18 protein-coding genes and 1 pseudogene are annotated in these 21139 nt (G+C 60.6%); 4 read left to right on the plus strand and 15 right to left on the minus strand.

The window, feature by feature from the left end; translation table 11 throughout:
- Positions 1–8 precede the first annotated feature (8 nt).
- The 15 genes and pseudogenes from AB4O41_RS11600 to AB4O41_RS11670 form a co-directional block, all read right to left on the minus strand.
- A complete protein-coding gene (locus tag AB4O41_RS11600) occupies positions 9–338 on the minus strand; it encodes a hypothetical protein (protein ID WP_367374316.1) in 330 nt (109 codons plus the stop codon).
- Positions 335–1249: an alpha/beta hydrolase gene (locus tag AB4O41_RS11605; protein WP_460147812.1), complete on the minus strand. Its 915-nt coding sequence runs from the start codon at positions 1247–1249 to the stop codon at positions 335–337. The genes AB4O41_RS11600 and AB4O41_RS11605 overlap by 4 nt, the downstream gene beginning before the upstream one ends.
- Positions 1250–1411: 162 nt before the next feature.
- Positions 1412–2689: a flavohemoglobin expression-modulating QEGLA motif protein gene (locus AB4O41_RS11610; protein ID WP_454834018.1), complete on the minus strand. Its 1278-nt coding sequence runs from the start codon at positions 2687–2689 to the stop codon at positions 1412–1414.
- A 36-nt stretch (positions 2690–2725) separates the two neighbouring features.
- Positions 2726–3280 (minus strand): hypothetical protein, encoded by a 555-nt coding sequence (locus AB4O41_RS11615; protein ID WP_460147813.1) that lies wholly within the window; start codon positions 3278–3280, stop codon positions 2726–2728.
- A 160-nt stretch (positions 3281–3440) separates the two neighbouring features.
- Positions 3441–4157, minus strand: coding sequence for a TetR/AcrR family transcriptional regulator (locus AB4O41_RS11620; RefSeq protein ID WP_367374312.1), 717 nt, complete (start codon positions 4155–4157; stop codon positions 3441–3443).
- Between the two features lie 103 nt (positions 4158–4260).
- Positions 4261–5763 carry a lysine--tRNA ligase gene (gene lysS / locus AB4O41_RS11625; protein WP_460147814.1) on the minus strand — a complete coding sequence of 501 codons (1503 nt, stop codon included), beginning with the start codon at positions 5761–5763 and terminating at the stop codon, positions 4261–4263.
- 110 nt (positions 5764–5873) lie between these two features.
- Positions 5874–6969, minus strand: a protein-coding gene (prfB, locus tag AB4O41_RS11630; protein WP_095920368.1) for a peptide chain release factor 2 whose coding sequence is annotated in 2 segments (ribosomal slippage) — positions 5874–6896 and positions 6898–6969 — 1095 coding nt in all. Because the reading frame shifts where the segments join, the coding sequence is not laid out codon by codon here.
- A gap of 107 nt (positions 6970–7076) precedes the next feature.
- Positions 7077–8078 (minus strand): diguanylate cyclase domain-containing protein, encoded by a 1002-nt coding sequence (locus AB4O41_RS11635; protein WP_460147815.1) that lies wholly within the window; start codon positions 8076–8078, stop codon positions 7077–7079.
- Positions 8079–8126: 48 nt separating this feature from the next.
- The gene (gene cheB / locus AB4O41_RS11640) at positions 8127–9137 is read right to left on the minus strand and encodes a chemotaxis-specific protein-glutamate methyltransferase CheB (RefSeq protein WP_460147816.1); all 1011 of its coding nucleotides are present in this window, start codon (positions 9135–9137) and stop codon (positions 8127–8129) included.
- Positions 9134–11421 (minus strand): annotated as a pseudogene (locus AB4O41_RS11645) (response regulator). The gene cheB and the pseudogene AB4O41_RS11645 overlap by 4 nt, the downstream one beginning before the upstream one ends.
- Entirely contained in the window at positions 11418–12101 is a 684-nt protein-coding gene (locus AB4O41_RS11650) for a chemotaxis protein CheW (protein WP_460147817.1), read from the minus strand. The pseudogene AB4O41_RS11645 and the gene AB4O41_RS11650 overlap by 4 nt, the downstream one beginning before the upstream one ends.
- Positions 12098–13375: a CheR family methyltransferase gene (locus AB4O41_RS11655; RefSeq protein ID WP_460147818.1), complete on the minus strand. Its 1278-nt coding sequence runs from the start codon at positions 13373–13375 to the stop codon at positions 12098–12100. Before AB4O41_RS11655 ends, AB4O41_RS11650 begins: the two co-directional genes overlap by 4 nt.
- Positions 13372–13908, minus strand: a complete 537-nt coding sequence (locus tag AB4O41_RS11660; protein ID WP_460147819.1) for a chemotaxis protein CheW — start codon at positions 13906–13908, stop codon at positions 13372–13374. The genes AB4O41_RS11655 and AB4O41_RS11660 overlap by 4 nt, the downstream gene beginning before the upstream one ends.
- Positions 13908–15530 (minus strand): methyl-accepting chemotaxis protein, encoded by a 1623-nt coding sequence (locus AB4O41_RS11665; RefSeq protein WP_460147820.1) that lies wholly within the window; start codon positions 15528–15530, stop codon positions 13908–13910. The genes AB4O41_RS11660 and AB4O41_RS11665 overlap by 1 nt, the downstream gene beginning before the upstream one ends.
- A 262-nt stretch (positions 15531–15792) precedes the next feature.
- Positions 15793–16515 (minus strand): tellurite resistance TerB family protein, encoded by a 723-nt coding sequence (locus AB4O41_RS11670; RefSeq protein ID WP_460147821.1) that lies wholly within the window; start codon positions 16513–16515, stop codon positions 15793–15795.
- 325 nt (positions 16516–16840) lie between these two features.
- On the opposite strand from AB4O41_RS11670, the gene ydcS reads away from it, so the two are divergent.
- The 4 genes from ydcS (at position 16841) to AB4O41_RS11690 (ending at position 21031) form a co-directional block, all read left to right on the plus strand.
- Positions 16841–17992: a putative ABC transporter substrate-binding protein YdcS gene (gene ydcS, locus AB4O41_RS11675; RefSeq protein ID WP_460147822.1), complete on the plus strand. Its 1152-nt coding sequence runs from the start codon at positions 16841–16843 to the stop codon at positions 17990–17992.
- A gap of 238 nt (positions 17993–18230) precedes the next feature.
- Entirely contained in the window at positions 18231–19268 is a 1038-nt protein-coding gene (locus tag AB4O41_RS11680) for an ABC transporter ATP-binding protein (RefSeq protein WP_460147823.1), read from the plus strand.
- A gap of 1 nt (position 19269) precedes the next feature.
- Entirely contained in the window at positions 19270–20217 is a 948-nt protein-coding gene (locus AB4O41_RS11685; protein ID WP_460147824.1) for an ABC transporter permease, read from the plus strand.
- Positions 20207–21031 (plus strand): ABC transporter permease, encoded by an 825-nt coding sequence (locus tag AB4O41_RS11690; protein ID WP_007897624.1) that lies wholly within the window; start codon positions 20207–20209, stop codon positions 21029–21031. Before AB4O41_RS11685 ends, AB4O41_RS11690 begins: the two co-directional genes overlap by 11 nt.
- Positions 21032–21139: the final 108 nt, after the last annotated feature.

Raw genomic sequence — 21139 nt, forward strand, 5'->3', positions numbered from 1 at the left:
GACCGGCGTTATTGCTCAAGTTTTTGCGGGGTTTCCTGACCCATGCAGCGCACGGCTTTTTTCTTGCCGTTGATCAGCACGCCGGTCAGGCCTTTCTGTTCGGTGTCGAACAGCACCAGCACGCCATCGATGCACTGGGCCACTTGCGGGGCTGGTTCCAGGGAAACTTTATAGTCTTCGCCCGGCACGGTCTTGAGCATGGTGAAGTCGCTGAGCAGCAGCGCATCTTCGGGTTTGGCGAAGTGCAGGTAGCCGTACCACCACAAGGCACCGACGGTGCCGAGGATGCTGCAGATACCGGTGATGATCAGCGGGATAGCGTTACGTTCTTCACTCATTGCGGACTCTCTGGTGGTTCATCTTCAGAATTCTGGGGTGCCGGGTAATTGGGGATTTCACCCAAGCGGCGCAGACCGTCGAAATGCTGGGGGTCTTCGAGGTAACGCAGCATGACCTTTTGCCAGACCGGGTCGGCGAAGGTTTGCACATGACCGCCCCGGGTCAGTTGCAGCACTCGCGGCGGCGGCGCAGCTTGATACAGTCGGATGCCATTGGAAAGGGGCACCAGCTGATCATCGATACTGTGATAGATCAGTTTCGGCACACCGTTGAGCTGCTTCATGGAATGGATCGCGCTGTCGCCGTCCGGCACCAACCAGGACAACGGCACCTGGAACGGCCAGGTCATCCACGACGTGCTCAGGGCGAAACGCCCGACATCGCGGTAACTGGCAGGCACGCCATCGAGCACGAAAGCCTTGAGTTGCCGCTGGCGCTCGGGGTGCTGGGCCAGGAAATGCACGGCCATCGAACCACCAAGGCTCTGACCGAGAAGAATCAGCGGCTTGCCCTTGACCTCCGGGGCCTGGTCGAGCCATTTGAATGCGGCATCGATGTCCTGATAGATCGCCGGCAACGCCGGTTTACCTTCGGACCAACCGTACCCGCGATAGTCCACCAGCAACACCTGATAGCCCTGCTCCGGCAACCACCAGCTCCCACCCAAATGCCACGCCAGGTTGCCGCCGTTGCCGTGCAAATGCAGCACCGTGCCTTTGACCTCGACACCTTTTTTCGCCGGCAGCCACCAGCCATGCAGCTTGAGGCCGTCAGCGGTGGTCAGGGTGACATCGCGGAATTCGAGTTTGGCTTTTGCCGGGGTGAACGGCTGGCCGGGCTCGGGGTAGAACAGCAAAGAGCTGCAACCGCCGAGGGCCAGGAGCAGGCAAAAGATGCCGAGGATTCTCATCCGGTGAAGCCTCGCAAAAATAGGGGTTGAAACACGATCCTGTGATAAATGACTTACCTGTGGGAGCGGGCTTGCCCGCGATGGCGGCTTAGCATTCAACATTAATGTTGACTGTGACATCGCTATCGCGGGCAAGCCCGCTCCCACAGGGGGATTTATTGCTCACAAGATATTGGAGTAATCCGCTTCGATACGGTCCAGGCTCAGGTGGTTGAGGAAGTTGGAGAAGCACATCCAGGCCGACAACGCGTTCATGTCGCGGAATTGGTCGGGCAGGTACTTGGGCGGCACCACCAGGCCTTCGTCCACCAATTGGCGCAAGGTCCGCATGTCTTCCAGCGTGGTCTTGCCGCAAAACAATAGCGGTATCTGCTCCAATTTGCCTTTACGCACGGCCAACTGAATGTAGTTGTAAACCATGATAAAGCCCTTGAGGTAGGACAAGTCTTTGGTAAATGGCAGACCGGTCGGCACCGAGCCACGGAAAACCCGACTGGCGTTGCCGTAGCTTTCGGCCATTTCGAAGCCTTGCTCACAGAAGAAATCGTAGATCTGCAAGAAGTCCGCGCCCTCCTCCACCATATGAATGGCACGAGTGCGGTTGGTCAGTTTGCGCAGGCGGCTCGGATAGGAGGCGAAGGTGATGATTTCCATCAGGATCGCCAGGCCTTCCTGGGTCACGGTGGACGACGGCGGGCCTTTGGACAGGAAGGTGCAGATCGGCTGATTCAGGCCGTTGAGCGTGGTGCCCACATGCACCAGCCCTTCGTGGACTTCCAGCGCACGCACGTCGCGGTCGTTGAACATCGCGTCGGCGCGGATCTTGATGTAGTCGGCGCCGGCCGCCGCATCGGCGACGATCCCGTCGGATTCGAATACCCGAATGGTTTCCTCGTTTTCGCCAAACACCTTGTTCAACCGATGTTGCAGCAGGTCGACGGCTTCCTTGGCGGTGAGGACTTTCGGTTCGTCCTTGAGATCGCCTCGGCCATCGATATTGTTCAGGTAATCGGAGAGCATCAGGCCCAGGTCGGCCAGGGTCGGATCGCCGGCGTGAAACGCATCGGACGCCGCGCCATACAATTCCTGGGAAATCAGCCCGAAATCCTCGGTGCCGCGCGCTTCGAGCATGCGCACCACCATCCGGTATTCCTTGCACATGCGGCGCATGATCTGGCCGACCGGGTTGAACTGGCCGAGCTGGCGGGTGATGTCGCGCTCGATGTTCTGGAATTCCAGCTTCACTTTGCTGGAATCAAATGCCAGCGGTCGATTGAGGTAATAGTCGCGGTCCACGGCCGGCATTTCCTTGCCCTTGCCTTTGAAGAACCCCTTGCGAATGCTGTCGTCCCACTTGACCGCATCCAGAACGCGAATCGGCGTCTGCGCCAGCACTATGCGATCGGACAAAATGCGTATCGTCTGCTGGTATTCGTCCACCCGAAACTCCTGTAGTAAAACCGTTACGTGCTGGGTTTATTTGGTTTTGGCCAGGCGCTGGTAGCGCACCGCTTCGACGAAAACATCGGAATTGGCCGGGTCATCGAGGTAGGCGAACACCTGATCCAGGCTGTTGTTGATCAACACCCCGTCGCCGTCATCGGTCCGGAAGCCTTGGCCACTGAGGGCTTCTTGGCCCATGGCCTGCTTGATCTGCTCGAGGTCGAGGTTGTAGACCACCAGTTCGTGCTTATCGTTGAGTTCGAAACCGGTGATGGTGAAATTCCCGCCGAACTGCGCCGGCACTTTCGCCGACAGGTACCAGCGATTGCCATGGCGCGACACGGTGAAGGGATAGGCTTCACGCTCATGGGGCTTGGCCTTGAAGTAGCTGATCGCCTGATAGCGATTGTCGCCGATGCGTGTCAGTTCCAGGTTCATCGGCTCGCCCCAGGCATTGGTGCTGGTCCATTTGCCGAGCAGCCCTTTGGGCGCGGGCTCGCTGGCGGGCAGCGGCTCCTTGAAGGTCACCAGACAGCCACTGAGCAGCAGGATCGACAAGGCGATCACAATGACGCGCCAGGCTTTCATTCAACACTCCCTATCGATACACGACGACTTTTGCGCATTGATCGTTCCCACGCTCTGCGTGGGAATGCATCCGGTGACGCTCTGCGTCACGTCGGTAAGGGACGCGGAGCGTCCCGGGCGGCATTCCCACGCAGAGCGTGGGAACGATCGGAGTACCGGGTTACACCGACGCCAGCACCAAATGCATGTAGCGGTTGAGGATGCCGAGCATTTCCTCTTCGGCAACAGGCTCGGCGTCGTTGAGCAGGCCCTGATATTCCATCCGTCCGATAATCGCAGTCAACACTTTGGCATCCTGTTGTGGCTCACGGGAACCCAATACTTCGAAAAGTTGGCAGGTGCCCTGCAGGAGAATTTGCTGATGAGAGCGCACCAACAACGCCAGACGCGGGTTGAGCAAGGCTTCCTGGCGGAAGGCTTGCTCGGCCATCAAGTGCTCGCGGCGATTGATCAATTGCCGATGAACATAGTCAGCCATCAGCCGTGCGATATCGTCCGCCAGCTGTGAGCGGGACTCGGGGGTGCCATCGCCGCTGACAACCATCTCGCGCAACAGGCCTTCGTTGCTGGCCCACAACCGGGCCATGAACGCGGCGCTGCGTTCCACGTATTGAGCGAAGGTATCGGTGAGCAGGTCATCGATGTCCTTGAAATAGTAAGTGGTGGCCGACAGCGGCACACAAGCCTCGGCGGCCACTGCACGGTGCCGTACCGCCCGCACGCCATCGCGCACGACAATGCGCATCGCTGCGTCGAGAATGTCCTGTCGACGCTGTTCGCTGCCCTGTCGGCTGGCCTTGCGGCCCTGGTACTGAACACTTTCAGCGACCGCAGTGGCGATACCCGCTGCACCTTCTTGAGCAATTGCACGATTCACGACAGGTATTCCTCTCTAAACGTCAAAAGTAACCAATTGATACGTTTGTACCAGACAGGCAATAAAAAGCCGCCTGTTATCGGCGGCTTTTTAATTGAAACACTTACGCTTGCGGGCGCATGTGCGGGAACAGGATCACGTCCCGGATCGACGGTGAGTTGGTCAGCAACATCACCAGACGGTCGATGCCGATCCCTTCACCGGCAGTCGGCGGCATGCCGTACTCCAGCGCGCGAACGAAGTCGGCGTCGTAGTGCATGGCTTCGTCGTCGCCAGCGTCCTTGTCGGCCACCTGCGCCATGAAGCGCTCAGCCTGGTCTTCCGCGTCGTTCAACTCGGAGTAGGCGTTGGCGATTTCACGACCACCAATGAACAGTTCGAAACGATCAGTGACGTTCGGGTTCTCGTCGTTACGACGGGCCAGCGGCGACACTTCGAACGGGTACTGGGTGATGAAGTGCGGCTGCTCCAGCTTGTGCTCGACCAGCTCTTCGAAAATCATCACCTGCAGTTTGCCCAGACCTTCAAAGCCCAGCACCTTGGCGCCGGCCTTCTTGGCGATGGTGCGGGCCTTGTCGATGTCAGTCAGGTCGTCAGCGGTCAGCTCAGGGTTGTACTTGAGGATCGAATCAAACACCGACAGACGCACGAACGGCTCGCCGAAGTGGAACACCTTATCGCCGTACGGCACGTCGGTGCTGCCCAGAACCAGCTGAGCCAGTTCGCGGAACAGCTCTTCGGTCAGGTCCATGTTGTCTTCGTAGTCGGCGTAAGCCTGGTAGAACTCCAACATGGTGAATTCAGGGTTGTGACGCGTCGAAACGCCTTCGTTACGGAAGTTGCGGTTGATCTCGAACACTTTCTCGAAACCGCCGACTACCAAGCGCTTGAGGTACAACTCAGGCGCGATACGCAGGAACATTTCCATGTCCAGCGCGTTGTGGTGAGTCTCGAACGGCTTGGCCGCCGCGCCGCCTGGAATGGTTTGCAGCATCGGCGTTTCCACTTCCAGGAAGTCGCGCTTCATCAGGAAGCTGCGGATGTGCGCGATGACTTGCGAGCGAACGCGGAAGGTCTGGCGCACATCTTCGTTGACGATCAGGTCAACGTAACGCTGACGGTAACGCTGTTCGGTGTCGGTCAGGCCGTGGTGCTTGTCCGGCAGCGGGCGCAGGGATTTGGTCAGCAGACGCACGCTGGTCATTTCAACGTACAGGTCGCCCTTGCCGGAACGTGCCAGGGTGCCAACGGCTGCGATGATGTCGCCCATGTCCCAGGTTTTCACCGCGGCCAGGGTGTCTTCGGACAAGGTTTTACGGTTGACGTAAACCTGAATCCGCCCGGTCATGTCCTGAATCACCATGAACGAGCCACGGTTGAGCATGATGCGACCCGCCACCTTGACCGGGATCGCAGCCTCTGCCAGCTCTTCCTTGGTCTTGTCCGCGTACTGTTTCTGCAAATCTTCGCAGTAATTGTCGCGGCGGAAGTCGTTGGGGAAGGCATTGCCCTTGGCGCGCTCGGCAGCAAGCTTTTCCTTGCGCAGGGCGATCAGGGAGTTTTCTTCCTGTTGCAGGGCTTGCGGGTCGAGTTGTAGGTCGCTCATGTCTTTAAATATTCCATCAGGTTCGTTGTCCCCAGCCTGCGGCTGGGGATCGCGGGCAAGCCCGCTCCCACAGGGATCGCGCGTTGTCAGGCGATCCGGTATTACATGGCTTACAGGCCTTGTTTCAGGCTCGCCACCAGGTATTCGTCGATGTCGCCGTCGAGCACCTTGTCGCAGTCGCTGCGTTCGATGTTGGTACGCAGATCCTTGATCCGCGAGGCATCGAGCACGTACGAACGGATCTGATGACCCCAGCCGATGTCCGACTTGGTGTCTTCCAGGGCCTGGGAAGCGGCGTTGCGCTTCTGCACTTCCTGCTCATACAAACGCGCCCGCAACATTTTCATCGCGGTGTCTTTGTTCGCATGCTGGGAACGTTCGTTCTGGCAGCTGACCACGGTGTTGGTCGGTACGTGAGTAATCCGTACGGCCGAGTCGGTGGTGTTAACGTGCTGACCACCGGCCCCTGAGGAGCGGTAGGTGTCGATGCGCAGGTCCGACGGGTTGATGTCGATTTCGATGTTGTCATCGATTTCCGGCGACACGAACACGGCCGAGAACGAGGTGTGACGACGGTTGCCGGAGTCGAACGGGCTCTTGCGCACCAGACGGTGCACGCCGATTTCGGTACGCAGCCAGCCAAAGGCATATTCGCCCTTGATGTGCACGGTAGCGCCTTTGATACCGGCCACTTCACCGGCCGACAGCTCCATGATGGTCGCGTCGAAACCGCGTTTGTCGGCCCAGCGAAGGTACATGCGCAGCAGGATGTTGGCCCAGTCCTGGGCCTCGGTACCGCCGGAGCCGGCCTGGATGTCCAGGTAGGCGTTGTTGGCGTCCATCTCACCGCTGAACATGCGACGGAATTCGAGTTTTTCCAGGGATTCGCGCAGACGCTCGACTTCGGCAGCGACGTCATCGACGGCGGCCTGGTCTTCTTCTTCGGCAGACATCAGCAGCAGGTCTTTGGCATCGGCCAGGCCGCTGTGCATTTCGTCGAGGGTTTCGACGATCTGAGCCAGTAGCGACCGCTCGCGGCCCAGCTCCTGAGCGTACGACGGGTTGTTCCAGACAGACGGATCTTCAAGCTCGCGATTGACTTCAGTCAGACGCTCATGCTTTTGATCGTAGTCAAAGATACCCCCGAATAGTTTCGGAGCGCTCGGACAGGTCCTTGATACTGTTAAGGATCGGGTTGATTTCCATGGCGGGCAGCACTCGTTGGCGAACTTTTGAAAGCCGGCGAGTATACCGTAATCAGGCTGTCAAGGCAGCCCGCCTGGCGGCTTTAGCGGCGAATGAACCTGGATGGTTCATTCAATCCCCACCTGATTACGCCCATTGTTCTTCGCCAGATACAGCCCCTTGTCCGCCGCCAGGATCAATTGCCGGCAATCGCTGCCCGGCTGCGGGGTCATGGTCGACAGGCCGATGCTGATGGTCAGGCTCGAACCTTCGGTCGGGAAAATGTGCGGGATCTTCAACCCGGCCACGGTCTGGCGAAGTTTTTCCGCCACCAGCCGCGCACCACCCGGTGAGGTGTTGGGCAGGACCAGGACGAACTCTTCGCCGCCGTAACGGGCCGGCAAGTCCGACGGTCTGGAGCTGGCGTCGCGAATCGCCGTAGCGACTTTGCGCAGCGCCTCATCGCCTTCGAGGTGACCAAAGCTGTCGTTGTAGGACTTGAAGTAATCGACATCGATCATCAGCAACGACAGTTGGGTCTGGTCCCGCAGCGAACGCCGCCACTCCAGCTCCAGGTATTCGTCGAAATGCCGGCGGTTCGACAGCCCGGTCAGGCCGTCGGAGTTCATCAAGCGTTGCAGCACCAGGTTGGTATCGAGCAACTGCTGCTGACTGACCCGCAGCGCGCGATACGCCGCGTCACGCTGCAGCAGGGTCATGTAGGAGCGCGAGTGATAGCGGATGCGCGCCACCAGTTCGATGTTGTCCGGCAGCTTGACCAGGTAATCATTGGCGCCGGCGGCAAACGCCGCGCTCTTGATCATTGGGTCTTCCTTGGTCGACAGGACAATGATCGGAATGTCCTTGGTCGCCGGGTGATTACGGTATTCGCGCACCAGGCTCAGGCCGTCGAGGCCGGGCATGACCAGATCCTGAAGGATTACGGTCGGCTTGATGCGGATCGCCTGGGCGATGGCCTGGTGCGGGTCGGCGCAGAAATGGAAGTCGATGTTTTCTTCGTTCGACAAACCACGCCGCACTGCCTCGCCGATCATCGCCTGATCGTCCACCAACAACACCATGGCGGCGTTTTCGTCGGTTTTGAAGTCGTCGAGCTGTAAATCATTCATGTGCGGTCACCTGAATACTGCTTGGGCCACGATTGCTGCTAATGATAGTCATTTTTGGAAAATCTCCAGCAATCGTGGCGCTATCTTGTCCAGTGGGCGAACTTCCACAGCCGCGTTGATGGCTGCGGCCGCTTTGGGCATTCCGTACACGGCACTGCTGTTCTGGTCTTGAGCGATGGTCAGGTAGCCCTGTTGGCGCATGAGTTTAAGCCCCTGCGCGCCGTCGCGCCCCATCCCGGTCAGCAGCACGCCCACGGCATCACCGCTCCAGTAACTGGCCACACTCTCGAAAAACACATCGATCGAAGGCCGATAGATCTCGTTGACTGGTTCGGCGGTGTAGGCCAGCGTGCCGTTTTTCAGCAAGCGAATATGATGGTTGGTCCCGGCCAGCAGGACCGTGCCGCTTTGCGGCGGTTCGCCTTCCTGGGCCAGGCGCACGTTCAGGCCACTGGCGCTGGCCAGCCATTCGGCCATGCCGGCGGCGAACACCTGATCCACATGCTGGACCAGCACGATGGCCGCCGAAAAATCTCGAGGCAGGCCTTTGAGCAGCACTTCCAGCGCAGCCGGGCCACCAGCGGATGAACCGATGGCCACCAAATGCTGGCGCGAGGACGAGTGGCGGTGTGAGCTCGGTGCCGATCGCACCCGATTGCTCTTGTCGCCGATCAGCCAGCCAATGTTCATGATCTTGCGCAGCAGCGGTGCGGCGGCTTCCTGAGGATTGCCACCCCCGATAGCCGGGGTATCAACCACATCCAGTGCGCCGTAGCCCATGGCTTCGAACACCCGATGCACGTTCTGCTCGCGGTCGACGGTGACAATGACAATTGCGCACGGGGTCTCGGCCATGATCCGCCGGGTCGCTTCCACGCCGTCCATCAACGGCATGATCAAATCCATCAGGATCAGATCCGGGGTGTATTCGGTGCAACGTTGCACCGCCTCGGCCCCGTTGCCGGCGACCCAGACCACCTCGTGTGCCGGGTCGAACGCCAAAGCGCGGCGCAAAGCCTCTACCGCCATGGGCATATCATTGACGATAGCGATTTTCATGTCCGCGCGCCTCCAATGAGCTCAACCACTGCATCCAGCAAAGCGTCATCATGAAAACTCGCTTTGGCTAGATAATAGTCGGCACCGGCGTCCAGTCCACGGCGACGATCTTCTTCGCGGTCTTTATAGGACACCACCATCACCGGCAGGGATTGCAGGCGACTGTCGCGACGCAATAAAGACACCAGCTCGATGCCATCCATGCGCGGCATGTCGATGTCGGTGATCAGCAGATCGAAATCCTCCGAACGCAGGGCGTTCCAGCCATCCATACCGTCCACCGCCACGGCGACGTCGTAACCGCGATTGAGCAGCAGTTTGCGCTGCAACTCACGAACAGTCAGCGAGTCGTCCACCACCAGAATCCGTTTACGCGCCGCTTCGACGGCCTGATTGGCATGCCGGGCAATGCGCTCCAGACGCCCGGTATTGAGCAGTTTGTCCACCGAACGCAGCATGTCTTCGACGTCGACGATCAGCACCACCGAGCCGTCGTCGAGCAAGGCTCCGGCGGAAATGTCCTGCACTTTGCCCAGGCGCTCGTCCAGCGGCAGCACCACCAACGTCCGCTCGCCGATAAACCGCTCGACCGCTACCCCGTAAATCGCCTCACGCTCACGGATGACCACGACTTTGAGGGTTTGCGCGCTGTTCTGGCTCGCCGGGCGATGCAACAGCTGACTGGCGGCGACCAACCCGACATGCCGGCCTTCGTACCAGAAGTGCTGCCGGCCTTCGACCTGCACGATGTCCGCAGGCTCCAGGTCGCACATGCGCTCGATGTGCGCCAGCGGGAAGGCATACGCCTCGTCACCGACTTCCACCACCAGGCTGCGCACCACCGACAGGGTCAGCGGCACTTCGAGATGAAAGCGGCTGCCCGCGCCCGCCGTCTGCTCCAGCACCACGGCGCCGCGCAATTGACGAACCATATGCTGAACCGCATCCAGGCCAACGCCGCGCCCGGAAACTTCAGTAACGGAGTCGCGCAGGCTGAAACCCGGCAGAAACAGGAACGTCAGCAGCTCCTCTTCGCTCAACTGAGCGGCGGTCTCGGCTGGGGATAACTGCCGCTCGACGATGTTGCGGCGCAGCTTTTCCAGGTCGACGCCATTGCCATCATCGCTGAGCTCCAACACCAGCAGACCGGCTTGATGGGACGCGCGCAGACGGATCAGGCCTTCCTCCGGTTTACCGGCCAATAGCCGTTGTTCCCGGGTTTCGATGCCGTGATCCACCGCATTGCGCAGCAGGTGCGTCAGCGGCGCTTCGAGTTTTTCCAGAACGTCGCGATCGACTTGAGTCTTGTCGCCCTCGATCTCCAGCCGCACCTGCTTACCGAGGCTGCGGCCGAGATCGCGGACCATGCGCACTTGCCCGCTCAGCACGTCGGCGAATGGCCGCATGCGACAGGCCAGCGCCGTGTCATACAACACCTGTGCCCGCTGGCTGGCGTGCCAGGCGAACTCATCGAGCTCGGCGTTCTTTTCCGCCAGCAATTGCTGGGACTCCGCCAGTAACCGACGGGCATCGCCCAAGGCTTCCTGGGCTTCGAGACTCAAGGCATGGTCCTTGAGATGGACGTTGAGGTTTTCCAGCGCCCGCAAGCCGTTGCTCTGCATGCGTTTAAGGCGCTGCATGGTGGCCAGGTGCGGCTTGAGCCGCTGGGTTTCCACCAGGGATTTACTCGACAGATCGAGCAAGCTGTTCAAGCGCTCGGCCGTGACGCGTAATACGCGCTCGCCATTTTCGGTGGTACGTTTAGTCGTGGGCGCTGGCTCGGCGGGCGCTGCCGGGGGGCTTCGCTGGTGGCCGGCATAGGCGGCTCAACCTTGGGCTTCGGCGGTTCCAGCTGAAGTTCTGCCATCGGCGGCGTCATGGGGGCCGTGGCCGCCATGTGATCAAGCAACCGTCCCATCAAGACGACGTAAGCGTCGATATCCGCAGGCGCCGGAGCGTTGCCCGGCGTCGCAATCCGCATCAGCAGATCGGTGCCTTGCAACAATGCATCAATGTGTTCGGGCCGCAGGTACAGGCGCCCTTCCTGGGCGCTGACCAGGTAATCTTCCATCACATGGGCGACGCTGACCCCGGCATCGACACCGACAATCCGCGCCGCGCCCTTGAGCGAATGGGCTGCGCGCATGCACGACTCAAGGTAATCGGCCTGGGTCGGATCGCGCTCAAGCGCCAACAGGCCTGCGCTCAGCACCAGAGTCTGGGCCTCGGCTTCGAGGCTGAACAGTTCCAGCAAAGAGGCGTCACGCATTTGCTCGGGGGTCATGTGAGGCTCCGGGTCACGGCGGACAGCAGCTGTTCTTCATCCAGCCAACGCAGGCTGCGACCTTTGAATTGCAAAACGCCACGGGTGTATTTGGCGCTGGCCTGGGTGCCGGACTGAGACGCCGCATCGAGAATGCACTCGTCAATGGCGTGAATCCCGTCCACTTCGTCCACTGGCACCACCACCGGCCCGCCGTGGGCGGCAATGATCAACATCCGCGGCATCACCCGCGCGCCGGACGCCACGCCACTGGTGGCGTCGAGTCCCAGCAGTTCCACCAGTGACAGGCACGCCACTAAGGCACCGCGCACATTCGCCACGCCGAGCAACGCTCGGGAGCGCTGATGCGGCAAGGAGTGAATCGCCTGCAGCGGCGCCACTTCGACCAGGCTGCGAGTGGCCAGGCCCAACCATTCTTCGCCGAGGCGAAACATCAGCAGCGAGCGGGTTTTCACATCGCTCCCAGCCACTGTGGAGATTTGTTCGCGGTCGTCCTGTTGTAAGGCATAGCGGTCGAGCAAGCGCGTGGCGGCAGCCGAATACACCGCACAGTTGCGGCAATGAATGTGCTCGCTCAGCAATGGGCAGGACTTGTCGCCGTGGATACCGATGCGGTTCCAGCAGTCGTCGATGGCCTGGGCATCTTCATGGGTGACGCTCAAGGTGTCGGCGGCGTTCATCGTTTACGCTCACTGTCAGCGGCGCGCTCGCTGCGGGCGGCGCGGGCCTGTAATCGTCTGGCACCGGCCGTGTCGCCCTGGGACTGGAGCAACGCGGCCAGGTGCATCAACGCGTCGGGGTGTTGAGGCTCGAGGTACAACGCCTTGCGATAAAAACCCTGGGCCTCGAGCGCGCTGCCGGCGACATCGCTGAGCAGCCCCAGCCAATAGAACACCTGTGCTACCGGCTCGTGACTGCGCAAATAACTGTCGCACGCGGCGCGGGCCTCAGCGCTTTTGCCTTCATTGGCCAGCGCGGCGATGTTCGCCAGCAGCGTAGCGGCGTCCGAAGGAATGGATTTCGAAGGGTTGGCGGCGACCTGAGGCATTGGCACGACTGTCGCGAAAGGCCGACTGCGCACTGACGGCGGTATCACGCTGCGCACCGGTTGTTGCACCGGAAGCGGCGTCGGCACGAAGGTTGCCACCGGTTCCGGCGCACTTTGACGACTGAAGGCAAACGACTGCGGGATACCGATCGAGCGCATGCCGAAACGCCCCAGCAGACTGCCCTCTGCCGGGCCGATAAACAGCACGCCGTCGACGTGGGTCAGGCGTTTGAGCACTTCGAACACTTGCTGCTGGGTCGGCTGATCGAAATAGATCAGCAAATTGCGACAGAACACGAAGTCATAAGGTGGCTCACTGGCCAGCAAGGCAGGATCGAGCAGATTGCCGACCTGCAAACGCACCTGCTCAAGCACGCGCCCGCTGAGACGATAGTGGTCGTTTTCAGCCGTGAAATGCCGCTCGCGAAAGTCGATGTCCTGGCCGCGAAACGAATTTTTGCCGTACAGCGCCAGCCTGGCTTTTTCCACCGACAGCGGGCTGACATCCATACCGTCGACCTTGAACTGGTGCGGTGCCAGCCCGCTATCGAGCAGGGCCATGGCGATGGAATACGGCTCTTCGCCGGTGGAACACGGCAGGCTGAGAATCCGCAGGGCGCGCATGTTATTGATCGCCGCCAGCCGCTTGGCCGCCAGTTTCGCCAGCGTGGCGAAGGATTCCGGGTAACGGAAAAACCAGGTCTCGGGGACGATCACCGCTTCGATCAGCGCCTGTTGTTCGTCGCGCGAGCCCAGCAGGGTATGCCAGTACTCATCGGCCGTCAGCGCCCGAGCCGCCGTGCAGCGCTGACGCACCGCGCGTTCGATGATCGCGGGGCCGACCGAGCCCACATCGAGGCCGATGCGTTCTTTGAGGAAATCGAAAAACCTTTGATCGCTGCTCATCCCTGCTCCTCAAACTGCGCCAAGTCCAGCGGCGGCGAGGGAAACAACAAGGCGCGGACCTGTTCGTCCAGCAAATCGGCAACCCGCACCCATTGCAGTAAACCCTGGGCATCTTCGCGCACCGGGCCCAGATATGGCGCCTGGCGATTGTCCAGGCCATAAGGCTGAAAATCCGCCGGGTTGCAGCGCAACGTGTCGGTGGCCTGTTCCAGAATCAGCCCGAGCAATTGCGCAGGCGTCGCCTCATCCGGCCGATAGTGCACCAGCACCAGCCGCGTGCTGTTGCGAGCCTGGGCCGGTTGGCCGAACGTCAGGGCGCTGAGGTCGATCACCGGCACCACCGCTCCGCGATAGGCGAATACTCCGGCCACCCAGTCCGGCGCCCGGGGAATCGGTTTCAACGGCAGTTGCGGCAGCACTTCGGCCACCTCGATGGCCTGCAGGGCGTAACGCTCGTTGCCGATGCGGAACACCAGAAACAACGATTGTTTCACCGGCATCACCGCGCCGCGTTTGACCGCGAGTTCACTCATCAGACTTTGAATCGCGAAACGCCGCCACGCAGCCCCACGGCCACCTGGCTCAGTTCATCGATGGCGAAACTGGCCTGACGCAGGGACTCGACGGTTTGGCTGCTGGCATCGCCCAACTGCACCAACGCGTGGTTGATCTGCTCGGCGCCAGTAGCCTGGGCCTGCATGCCTTCATTGACCATCAACACCCGTGGTGCCAGCGCCTGAACCTGATGGATGATCTGCGACAACTGCTCGCCCACCGACTGCACCTCGGACATGCCACGACGCACTTCTTCGGAGAACTTGTCCATGCCCATGACCCCGGCCGACACCGCCGACTGGATCTCGCGCACCATCTGCTCGATGTCGTAGGTGGCCACAGCGGTCTGGTCCGCCAGACGCCGCACTTCGGTGGCGACCACGGCAAACCCGCGACCGTATTCACCGGCCTTCTCGGCTTCGATCGCGGCGTTCAGGGACAGCAGGTTGGTCTGGTCGGCGACTTTGACGATGGTCACCACCACCTGATTGATGTTGCCGGCCTTCTCGTTGAGGATCGCCAGTTTGGCGTTCACCAGATCCGCCGCGCCCATCACCGAGTGCATGGTGTCTTCCATGCGCGCCAGGCCTTGTTGACCGGAGCCGGCAAGCACCGATGCCTGATCGGCGGCGGTGGAGACTTCGGTCATGGTGCGCACCAGATCCCGCGAGGTGGCGGCGATTTCCCGCGATGTCGCACCGATTTCGGTGGTGGTGGCGGCAGTTTCGGTGGCCGTGGCCTGCTGCTGCTTGGATGTCGCGGCGATTTCCGTGACCGACGTGGTGACCTGCACCGAGGAGCGCTGGGCCTGGGACACCAGCGAGGTGAGCTCGGTCATCATATCGTTGAAGCCGGTTTCCACCGCGCCGAACTCATCCTTGCGATCCAGATCCAGGCGACTGCTGAGATCGCCGGTGCGCATGACTTCGAGGATATCCACGATGCGATTCATCGGCGCCATGATCGCGCGCATCAACAGCAGGCCACAGAGGCCGGCGACGATAATCGCCACCAGCAAAGAGACGCCCATGCTGATTTTTGCGGCCGTCACCGCATCACTGATGGCCAGCGTGGATTGTTCAGCCAGGGCGTGATTATTTTCAAGAAGGCTGCTCAACTGCTTGCGCCCATTGGCCCAGGCCGGCGCGAGTTTTTGCTCCAGAGCAAGACGCGCTGCCTCGTACTCTTTGCGCTGATAGAGGTCGAGGACATTGCTCATTTCTTGATTGTAGAGCCGATGACGCACTTCGAACTCCTCGAAGAGGGCCTGATCGTCCGGTGTGAAAATGGTCTTGCGGTAGTGGGCCATCTGCTCGTCCAAGCGCTCTTCGAAGCTCTTGTACATGGCCTGGTCGGCGGCGGTCATTTCGCGATGGCCGGAAAGGCCGACAATCTGCTGGGTGAGGTTAAAACTGTCGACCCAGGCACCGCGGATCATCGAACTGAAATACACCCCGGGAACCGCATCGGTGCGAACCCTGTCCGCGCCAGCGTCAATCTTCATCAGCCGGGAAAAAGACACCACGACCATCAACAGCATGATCGCGATAATCACCGCAAAGCTCGCCAAAATGCGTTGGCGCAACGTCCAGTTCTTCACAGTCAGTCCTCGGTGCGGGTCAAATTGCGGGGGAGTATAGCCGAGGGCTGTGGGAGCGGGCTTGCTCGCGAAAGCGGTGGGTCAGGCAGCATCCATGTTTACTGTGCCGCCGTCTTCGCGAGCAAGCCCGCTCCCACATGGATTGCGCTTAACTGACTGGCATTAGGGCAAGCCTCGCTCCTACGGGTCAGCGTCGACGACAAATGTGTGTTCGACAATTCACTGTAGGAGCGAGACTTGCCCGCGAAAGCGATCTAAAGACCTACACCGAAGCCTGACGCACCTGCTTCTCCAACTCCGCCTTCAACCCCGGCGCCAGCTTCAACTGCCGCGCCAGTTCATCAAGGTAGGACTTCTCCATGAAGTTCTCCTCATCCACCAGCATCACACTGGCGATGTACATTTCAGCCGCCATTTCCGGGGTGCTGGCGGCGCGGGCGACGTCGGTCGGGTCCAGCGGTTTGTTGAGTTCGGCGTGCAGCCAGTGTTGCAGCTCCTGATCATTGTCGAGCTTGCTGAACTCGCCTTCGATCAATTGGCGCTCGCGCTCATCGACATGACCGTCAGCCTTGGCCGCGGCCACCAACGCCTTGAGGATCGCCTGGCTGTGTTGCTCGACCTGGGCCGCCGGCAAGCGGTCGATAGTTTGCGGCTCGGTTGCGGCTGCGGTGCCCTGCTGGGTCTGCCAGTTGCCGTATGCCTTGTAGGCAATCACGCCCAATGCGGCGAGGCCGCCGTAGGTCAGGGCCTTGCCGCCAACACTGCGAGCTTTTTTGCTGCCCAGCAACAGGCCCATGGCGCCCGCCGCCAACGCACCGCCGCCGGCACCTGAGAGCAAACTGCCGAGGCGGCCGGAACTACCGCTGCCGCCGAGCAAACCGCCCAAACCACCGCTGGACGCCTTGTTCTGGGTGCCACCAGCCTTGTTCTGCAATAGATCCTGACCGGACTTGAGTAGTTGATCGAGCAATCCACGAGTGTTCATTTTGCTGCCTCCACGAATTCGGGTTAACCGGATCTTTAAGGCCCCCAGCCTAGATCGAAAGTGCCCGACATCTTTCGATGAGAGTGCTTCCAGATGTTGCTCACGTTTAGGCAAACAGCCGGGAACGCGCCCTCACGCAAACTATTTCACCCAATGCAGCCTTTGAGATTTGTCGACCGTGAAACCGCGCACTAGGCTGGATAAATCCATAAGACAGCCCGGCCTCAATCTGCCTCTCACAAAGCGCACTAAGCTAATAACAAGCCACTCACGGCGCATCACCCCGTTCACTGCCCCGACCATAATTCAAAGAAGAGGGTTCACCATGCTTGTGCACAAGACCGCACTGCTCAGTGCAATCACCACGGCGCTACTGGCCAGCACCAGCCTGCAGGCCGCCGAACCGCTGAAAGCTGTCGGCGCCGGCGAAGGTCAGCTGGATATCGTCGCCTGGCCTGGCTATATCGAACGGGGCGAAACCGACAAGGCCTACGACTGGGTGACCGGTTTCGAGAAGGAAACCGGCTGTAAGGTCAACGTCAAGACGGCCGGCACGTCCGATGAAATGGTCAGCCTGATGGCCAAGGGCGGTTACGACCTGGTGACGGCGTCCGGCGACGCCTCCCTGCGGCTGATCGCCGGCAAACGTGTGCAGCCGATCAACACCGCACTGATTCCTAACTGGAAGAATCTCGACCCGCGCCTGAAGGATGCACCGTGGTACGTGGTCAACAAGCAGACTTACGGCACCCCGTATCAATGGGGCCCGAACGTGCTGATGTACAACACCAAGGTGTTCACGCAACCGCCGACCAGTTGGGGCGTGCTGTTCGAAGAGCAGAAGCTGTCCGACGGCAAATCCAACAAGGGCCGCGTGCAAGCGTATGACGGCCCGATCTATATCGCGGACGCGGCGCTGTACCTGAAAACCGCCAAGCCGGAACTGGGCATCACGGATCCATACCTGCTCGACGAAAAACAATACAAGGCCGTTCTCGACTTGCTGCGCGCCCAGCAAAAGTTGATCCACCGCTACTGGCACGACACCACCGTGCAAATGAGTGATTTCAAGAACGAAGGCGTGGTGGCTTCCAGCTCCTGGCCCTATCAGGTCAACGGCCTGATGAACGAGAAACAGCCGATCGCCTCGACCATCCCGAAAGAAGGCGCCACCGGGTGGGCCGACACCACGATGTTGCACGCCGAGGCCAAGCACCCGAACTGCGCTTACAAGTGGATGGACTGGTCGCTGCAACCGAAAGTCCAGGGTGATGTGTCTGCCTGGTTCGGCTCGCTGCCGGCGGTCCCGGCGGCGTGTAAGGCAAGCGAACTGCTGGGGGCCGAGGGTTGCAAGACCAACGGTTTCGACCAGTTCGAGAAGATCGCCTTCTGGAAAACCCCGCAGGCTGAGGGCGGCAAGTTTGTGCCTTATAGCCGCTGGACCCAGGATTACATTGCGATCATGGGCGGCAGGTAACACACCGGCCCCTGGCAGATGAGCTGTTGTGGCGAGGGAGCTTGCTCCCGCTGGGTGGCGAAGCCGCCCCATAGCAGTCACTGCGGTCCTTCAGGTAAACCGCATTGACCCTTTTTGGGAGTGCTACGCACTCCAGCGGGAGCAAGCTCCCTCGCCACAACAGCACACCGTTTCAGATTTTTCAGAAGTCCAGGCAGGGCCCAGTGTGACGACCCTCGCCTTTTTGGAGCTCCGCACCATGACGCTTGCAGTCCAGTTCACCAACGTTTCCCGTCAGTTCGGCGAAGTGAAGGCCGTTGACCGGGTTTCCATCGATATACAGGACGGCGAGTTCTTTTCCCTGCTGGGCCCTTCCGGCTCGGGCAAAACCACCTGCCTGCGCCTGATTGCCGGGTTCGAACAACCGAGCGCCGGCTCCATCCGCATCCATGGCGCCGAAGCCGCCGGGCTGCCGCCGTATCAGCGCGACGTGAACACTGTGTTCCAGGATTACGCGCTGTTCCCGCACATGAATGTACTCGACAACATCGCCTACGGTTTGAAAGTCAAAGGCGTCGGCAAGTCCGAACGCCAAAAACGCGCCGAAGAAGCCCTCGACATGGTCGCCCTCGGAGGTTACGGCGAGCGCAAACCGGTGCAACTCTCCGGCGGCCAGCGTCAGCGTGTAGCCCTGGCCCGCGCATTGGTCAATCGCCCTCGCGTGTTGTTGCTCGACGAACCCTTGGGCGCTCTCGATCTGAAACTGCGCGAGCAAATGCAAGGCGAGCTGAAGAAGCTGCAACGCCAGCTTGGCATTACCTTTATCTTCGTCACCCACGATCAGACTGAAGCGCTGTCGATGTCCGACCGTGTGGCGGTGTTCAATAAGGGCCGCATCGAACAGGTCGACACACCGCGTAACCTGTACATGAAACCGGCGACCACATTCGTCGCCGAATTCGTCGGCACGTCCAACGTGATTCGCGGCGATCTGGCCCGGCAGTTGAGCGGCAATCCACAGCCGTTTTCGATCCGCCCGGAACACGTGCGTTTCGCCGAAGGCCCGCTGGCCAGCCATGAAATCGAAGTCAGCGGCCTGCTGCACGACATCCAGTACCAGGGCAGCGCCACCCGCTATGAACTGAAACTGGAAAACGGCCAGACGCTGAACATCAGCCAGGCCAACGTCCAGTGGCTGGACGTCAGCACGCAACATCAGACCGGACAACGCATCAGCGCTCGTTGGGCGCGTGAGGCGATGATCCCGCTGCACGACAATGTTGTGGGCGGGGTGTGAGATGAACAGCGTGGCCGCGCCTCAATCCCCCGCCAGCGGCTCTCCATTGCGCCGATTTTCCAACCTGCTATACCGCCGGCCGAACCTGTATCTGTCGCTGCTGCTGGTGCCGCCATTGCTCTGGTTCGGCGCGATCTACCTCGGCTCGCTGTTGACGTTGTTGTGGCAAGGCTTCTACACCTTCGATGACTTCACCATGGCGGTCACGCCCGACCTGACCCTGGCGAACTTCACCGCACTGTTCCAGCCGTCGAACTTCGACATCATCCTGCGCACGCTGAGCATGGCCATCGTCGTGTCGATCGCCAGTGCAATCGTGGCGTTCCCGATCGCCTACTACATGGCGCGCTACACCAGCGGCAAGACCAAGGCGTTTTTCTACATCGCGGTGATGATGCCAATGTGGGCCAGTTACATCGTCAAGGCCTATGCCTGGACCTTGCTGTTGGCCAAGGGCGGCGTGGCCCAGTGGTTCGTTCAGCACCTGGGGCTGGAGCCGGTGTTGCAATTCGTGCTCGGGATTCCGGGCGTTGGCGGCAGCACCTTGTCGACCTCGCATCTGGGACGGTTCATGGTGTTCGTCTACATCTGGCTGCCGTTCATGATCCTGCCGATTCAGGCGTCACTGGAGCGCCTGCCGCCGTCCTTGCTGCAAGCCTCGGCGGACCTCGGCGCCAAGCCGCGTCAGACCTTCATGCAAGTGATTCTGCCGCTGTCGATTCCGGGGATCGCGGCCGGTTCGATCTTCACGTTTTCGTTGACCCTGGGCGACTTCATCGTGCCGCAACTGGTGGGCCCGCCGGGCTACTTCATCGGCAGCATGGTCTACGCCCAGCAAGGAGCGATCGGCAATATGCCGATGGCGGCGGCCTTCACACTGGTGCCGATCGTGCTGATCGCCATTTACCTGTCCATTGTCAAACGTCTGGGGGCTTTCGATGCGCTCTGATGCTTCATCTCAAGATCGGGCGTCCCTGGGCCTGCGCATCGCCGCCTGGGGCGGGTTGGTGTTTCTGCACTTCCCGATCCTGATCATCTTCCTCTACGCCTTCAACACCGAAGACGCGGCGTTCAGCTTTCCGCCCAAGGGCTTCACCCTGAAGTGGATCGGTGTGGCGTTCTCCCGGCCGGACGTGCTGGAAGCGATCAAGTTGTCGTTGCAAATTGCGGCCGTCGCGACGCTGATTGCGATGGTCCTCGGCACCCTCGCGTCGGCGGCGTTGTACCGACGGGATTTCTTCGGCAAGCAAGGCATCTCGCTGATGCTGATCCTGCCGATTGCCCTGCCCGGGATCATCACCGGGATCGCGCTGTTGGCGACTTTCAAAACGCTGGGGATCGAACCGGGAATGTTCACCATCATCGTCGGTCACGCGACCTTCTGCGTGGTGATCGTCTACAACAACGTCATCGCCCGCTTGCGCCGCACGTCATACAGTTTGATCGAAGCCTCGATGGACCTCGGCGCCGACGGTTGGCAGACCTTCCGCTACATCGTCCTGCCAAACCTCGGCTCGGCGTTGCTCGCCGGGGGCATGCTGGCGTTCGCCCTGTCGTTCGACGAAATCATCGTCACCACGTTCACCGCCGGCCATGAACGCACCTTGCCGCTGTGGCTGCTCAACCAGCTCAGCCGCCCACGGGACGTTCCGGTGACCAACGTCGTCGCGATGCTGGTGATGATGGTGACCATGCTGCCGATCCTCGGCGCCTATTACCTGACCCGGGGTGGCGAAAGCGTTGCGGGCAGTGGCGGGAAATAACTGGCAACCACTAACCCTCTGTTGGAACGGAGATCTAATGTGGGAGCGGGCTTGCTTGCGAAGAGGCCATCACATCCAACATTGATGTTGACTGACCCACCGCCTTCG

This window comes from Pseudomonas sp. S2_A02 (assembly GCF_054668495.1).

Bases quoted from the DNA above. Each gene is read 5' to 3' on its own strand.
- cheB (WP_460147816.1), bottom strand. From the start codon at position 9,137: ATGAAAATCGCTATCGTCAATGATATGCCCATGGCGGTAGAGGCTTTG.
- AB4O41_RS11650 (WP_460147817.1), bottom strand. From the start codon at position 12,101: ATGAACGCCGCCGACACCTTGAGCGTCACCCATGAAGATGCCCAGGCC.
- ydcS (WP_460147822.1), top strand. From the start codon at position 16,841: ATGCTTGTGCACAAGACCGCACTGCTCAGTGCAATCACCACGGCGCTA.
- AB4O41_RS11680 (WP_460147823.1), top strand. From the start codon at position 18,231: ATGACGCTTGCAGTCCAGTTCACCAACGTTTCCCGTCAGTTCGGCGAA.
- AB4O41_RS11660 (WP_460147819.1), bottom strand. From the start codon at position 13,908: ATGAGTGAACTCGCGGTCAAACGCGGCGCGGTGATGCCGGTGAAACAA.
- AB4O41_RS11600 (WP_367374316.1), bottom strand. From the start codon at position 338: ATGAGTGAAGAACGTAACGCTATCCCGCTGATCATCACCGGTATCTGC.
- AB4O41_RS11615 (WP_460147813.1), bottom strand. From the start codon at position 3,280: ATGAAAGCCTGGCGCGTCATTGTGATCGCCTTGTCGATCCTGCTGCTC.
- AB4O41_RS11690 (WP_007897624.1), top strand. From the start codon at position 20,207: ATGCGCTCTGATGCTTCATCTCAAGATCGGGCGTCCCTGGGCCTGCGC.
- AB4O41_RS11685 (WP_460147824.1), top strand. From the start codon at position 19,270: ATGAACAGCGTGGCCGCGCCTCAATCCCCCGCCAGCGGCTCTCCATTG.
- AB4O41_RS11655 (WP_460147818.1), bottom strand. From the start codon at position 13,375: ATGAGCAGCGATCAAAGGTTTTTCGATTTCCTCAAAGAACGCATCGGC.
- AB4O41_RS11605 (WP_460147812.1), bottom strand. From the start codon at position 1,249: ATGAGAATCCTCGGCATCTTTTGCCTGCTCCTGGCCCTCGGCGGTTGC.
- AB4O41_RS11670 (WP_460147821.1), bottom strand. From the start codon at position 16,515: ATGAACACTCGTGGATTGCTCGATCAACTACTCAAGTCCGGTCAGGAT.
- AB4O41_RS11635 (WP_460147815.1), bottom strand. From the start codon at position 8,078: ATGAATGATTTACAGCTCGACGACTTCAAAACCGACGAAAACGCCGCC.
- lysS (WP_460147814.1), bottom strand. From the start codon at position 5,763: ATGAGCGACCTACAACTCGACCCGCAAGCCCTGCAACAGGAAGAAAAC.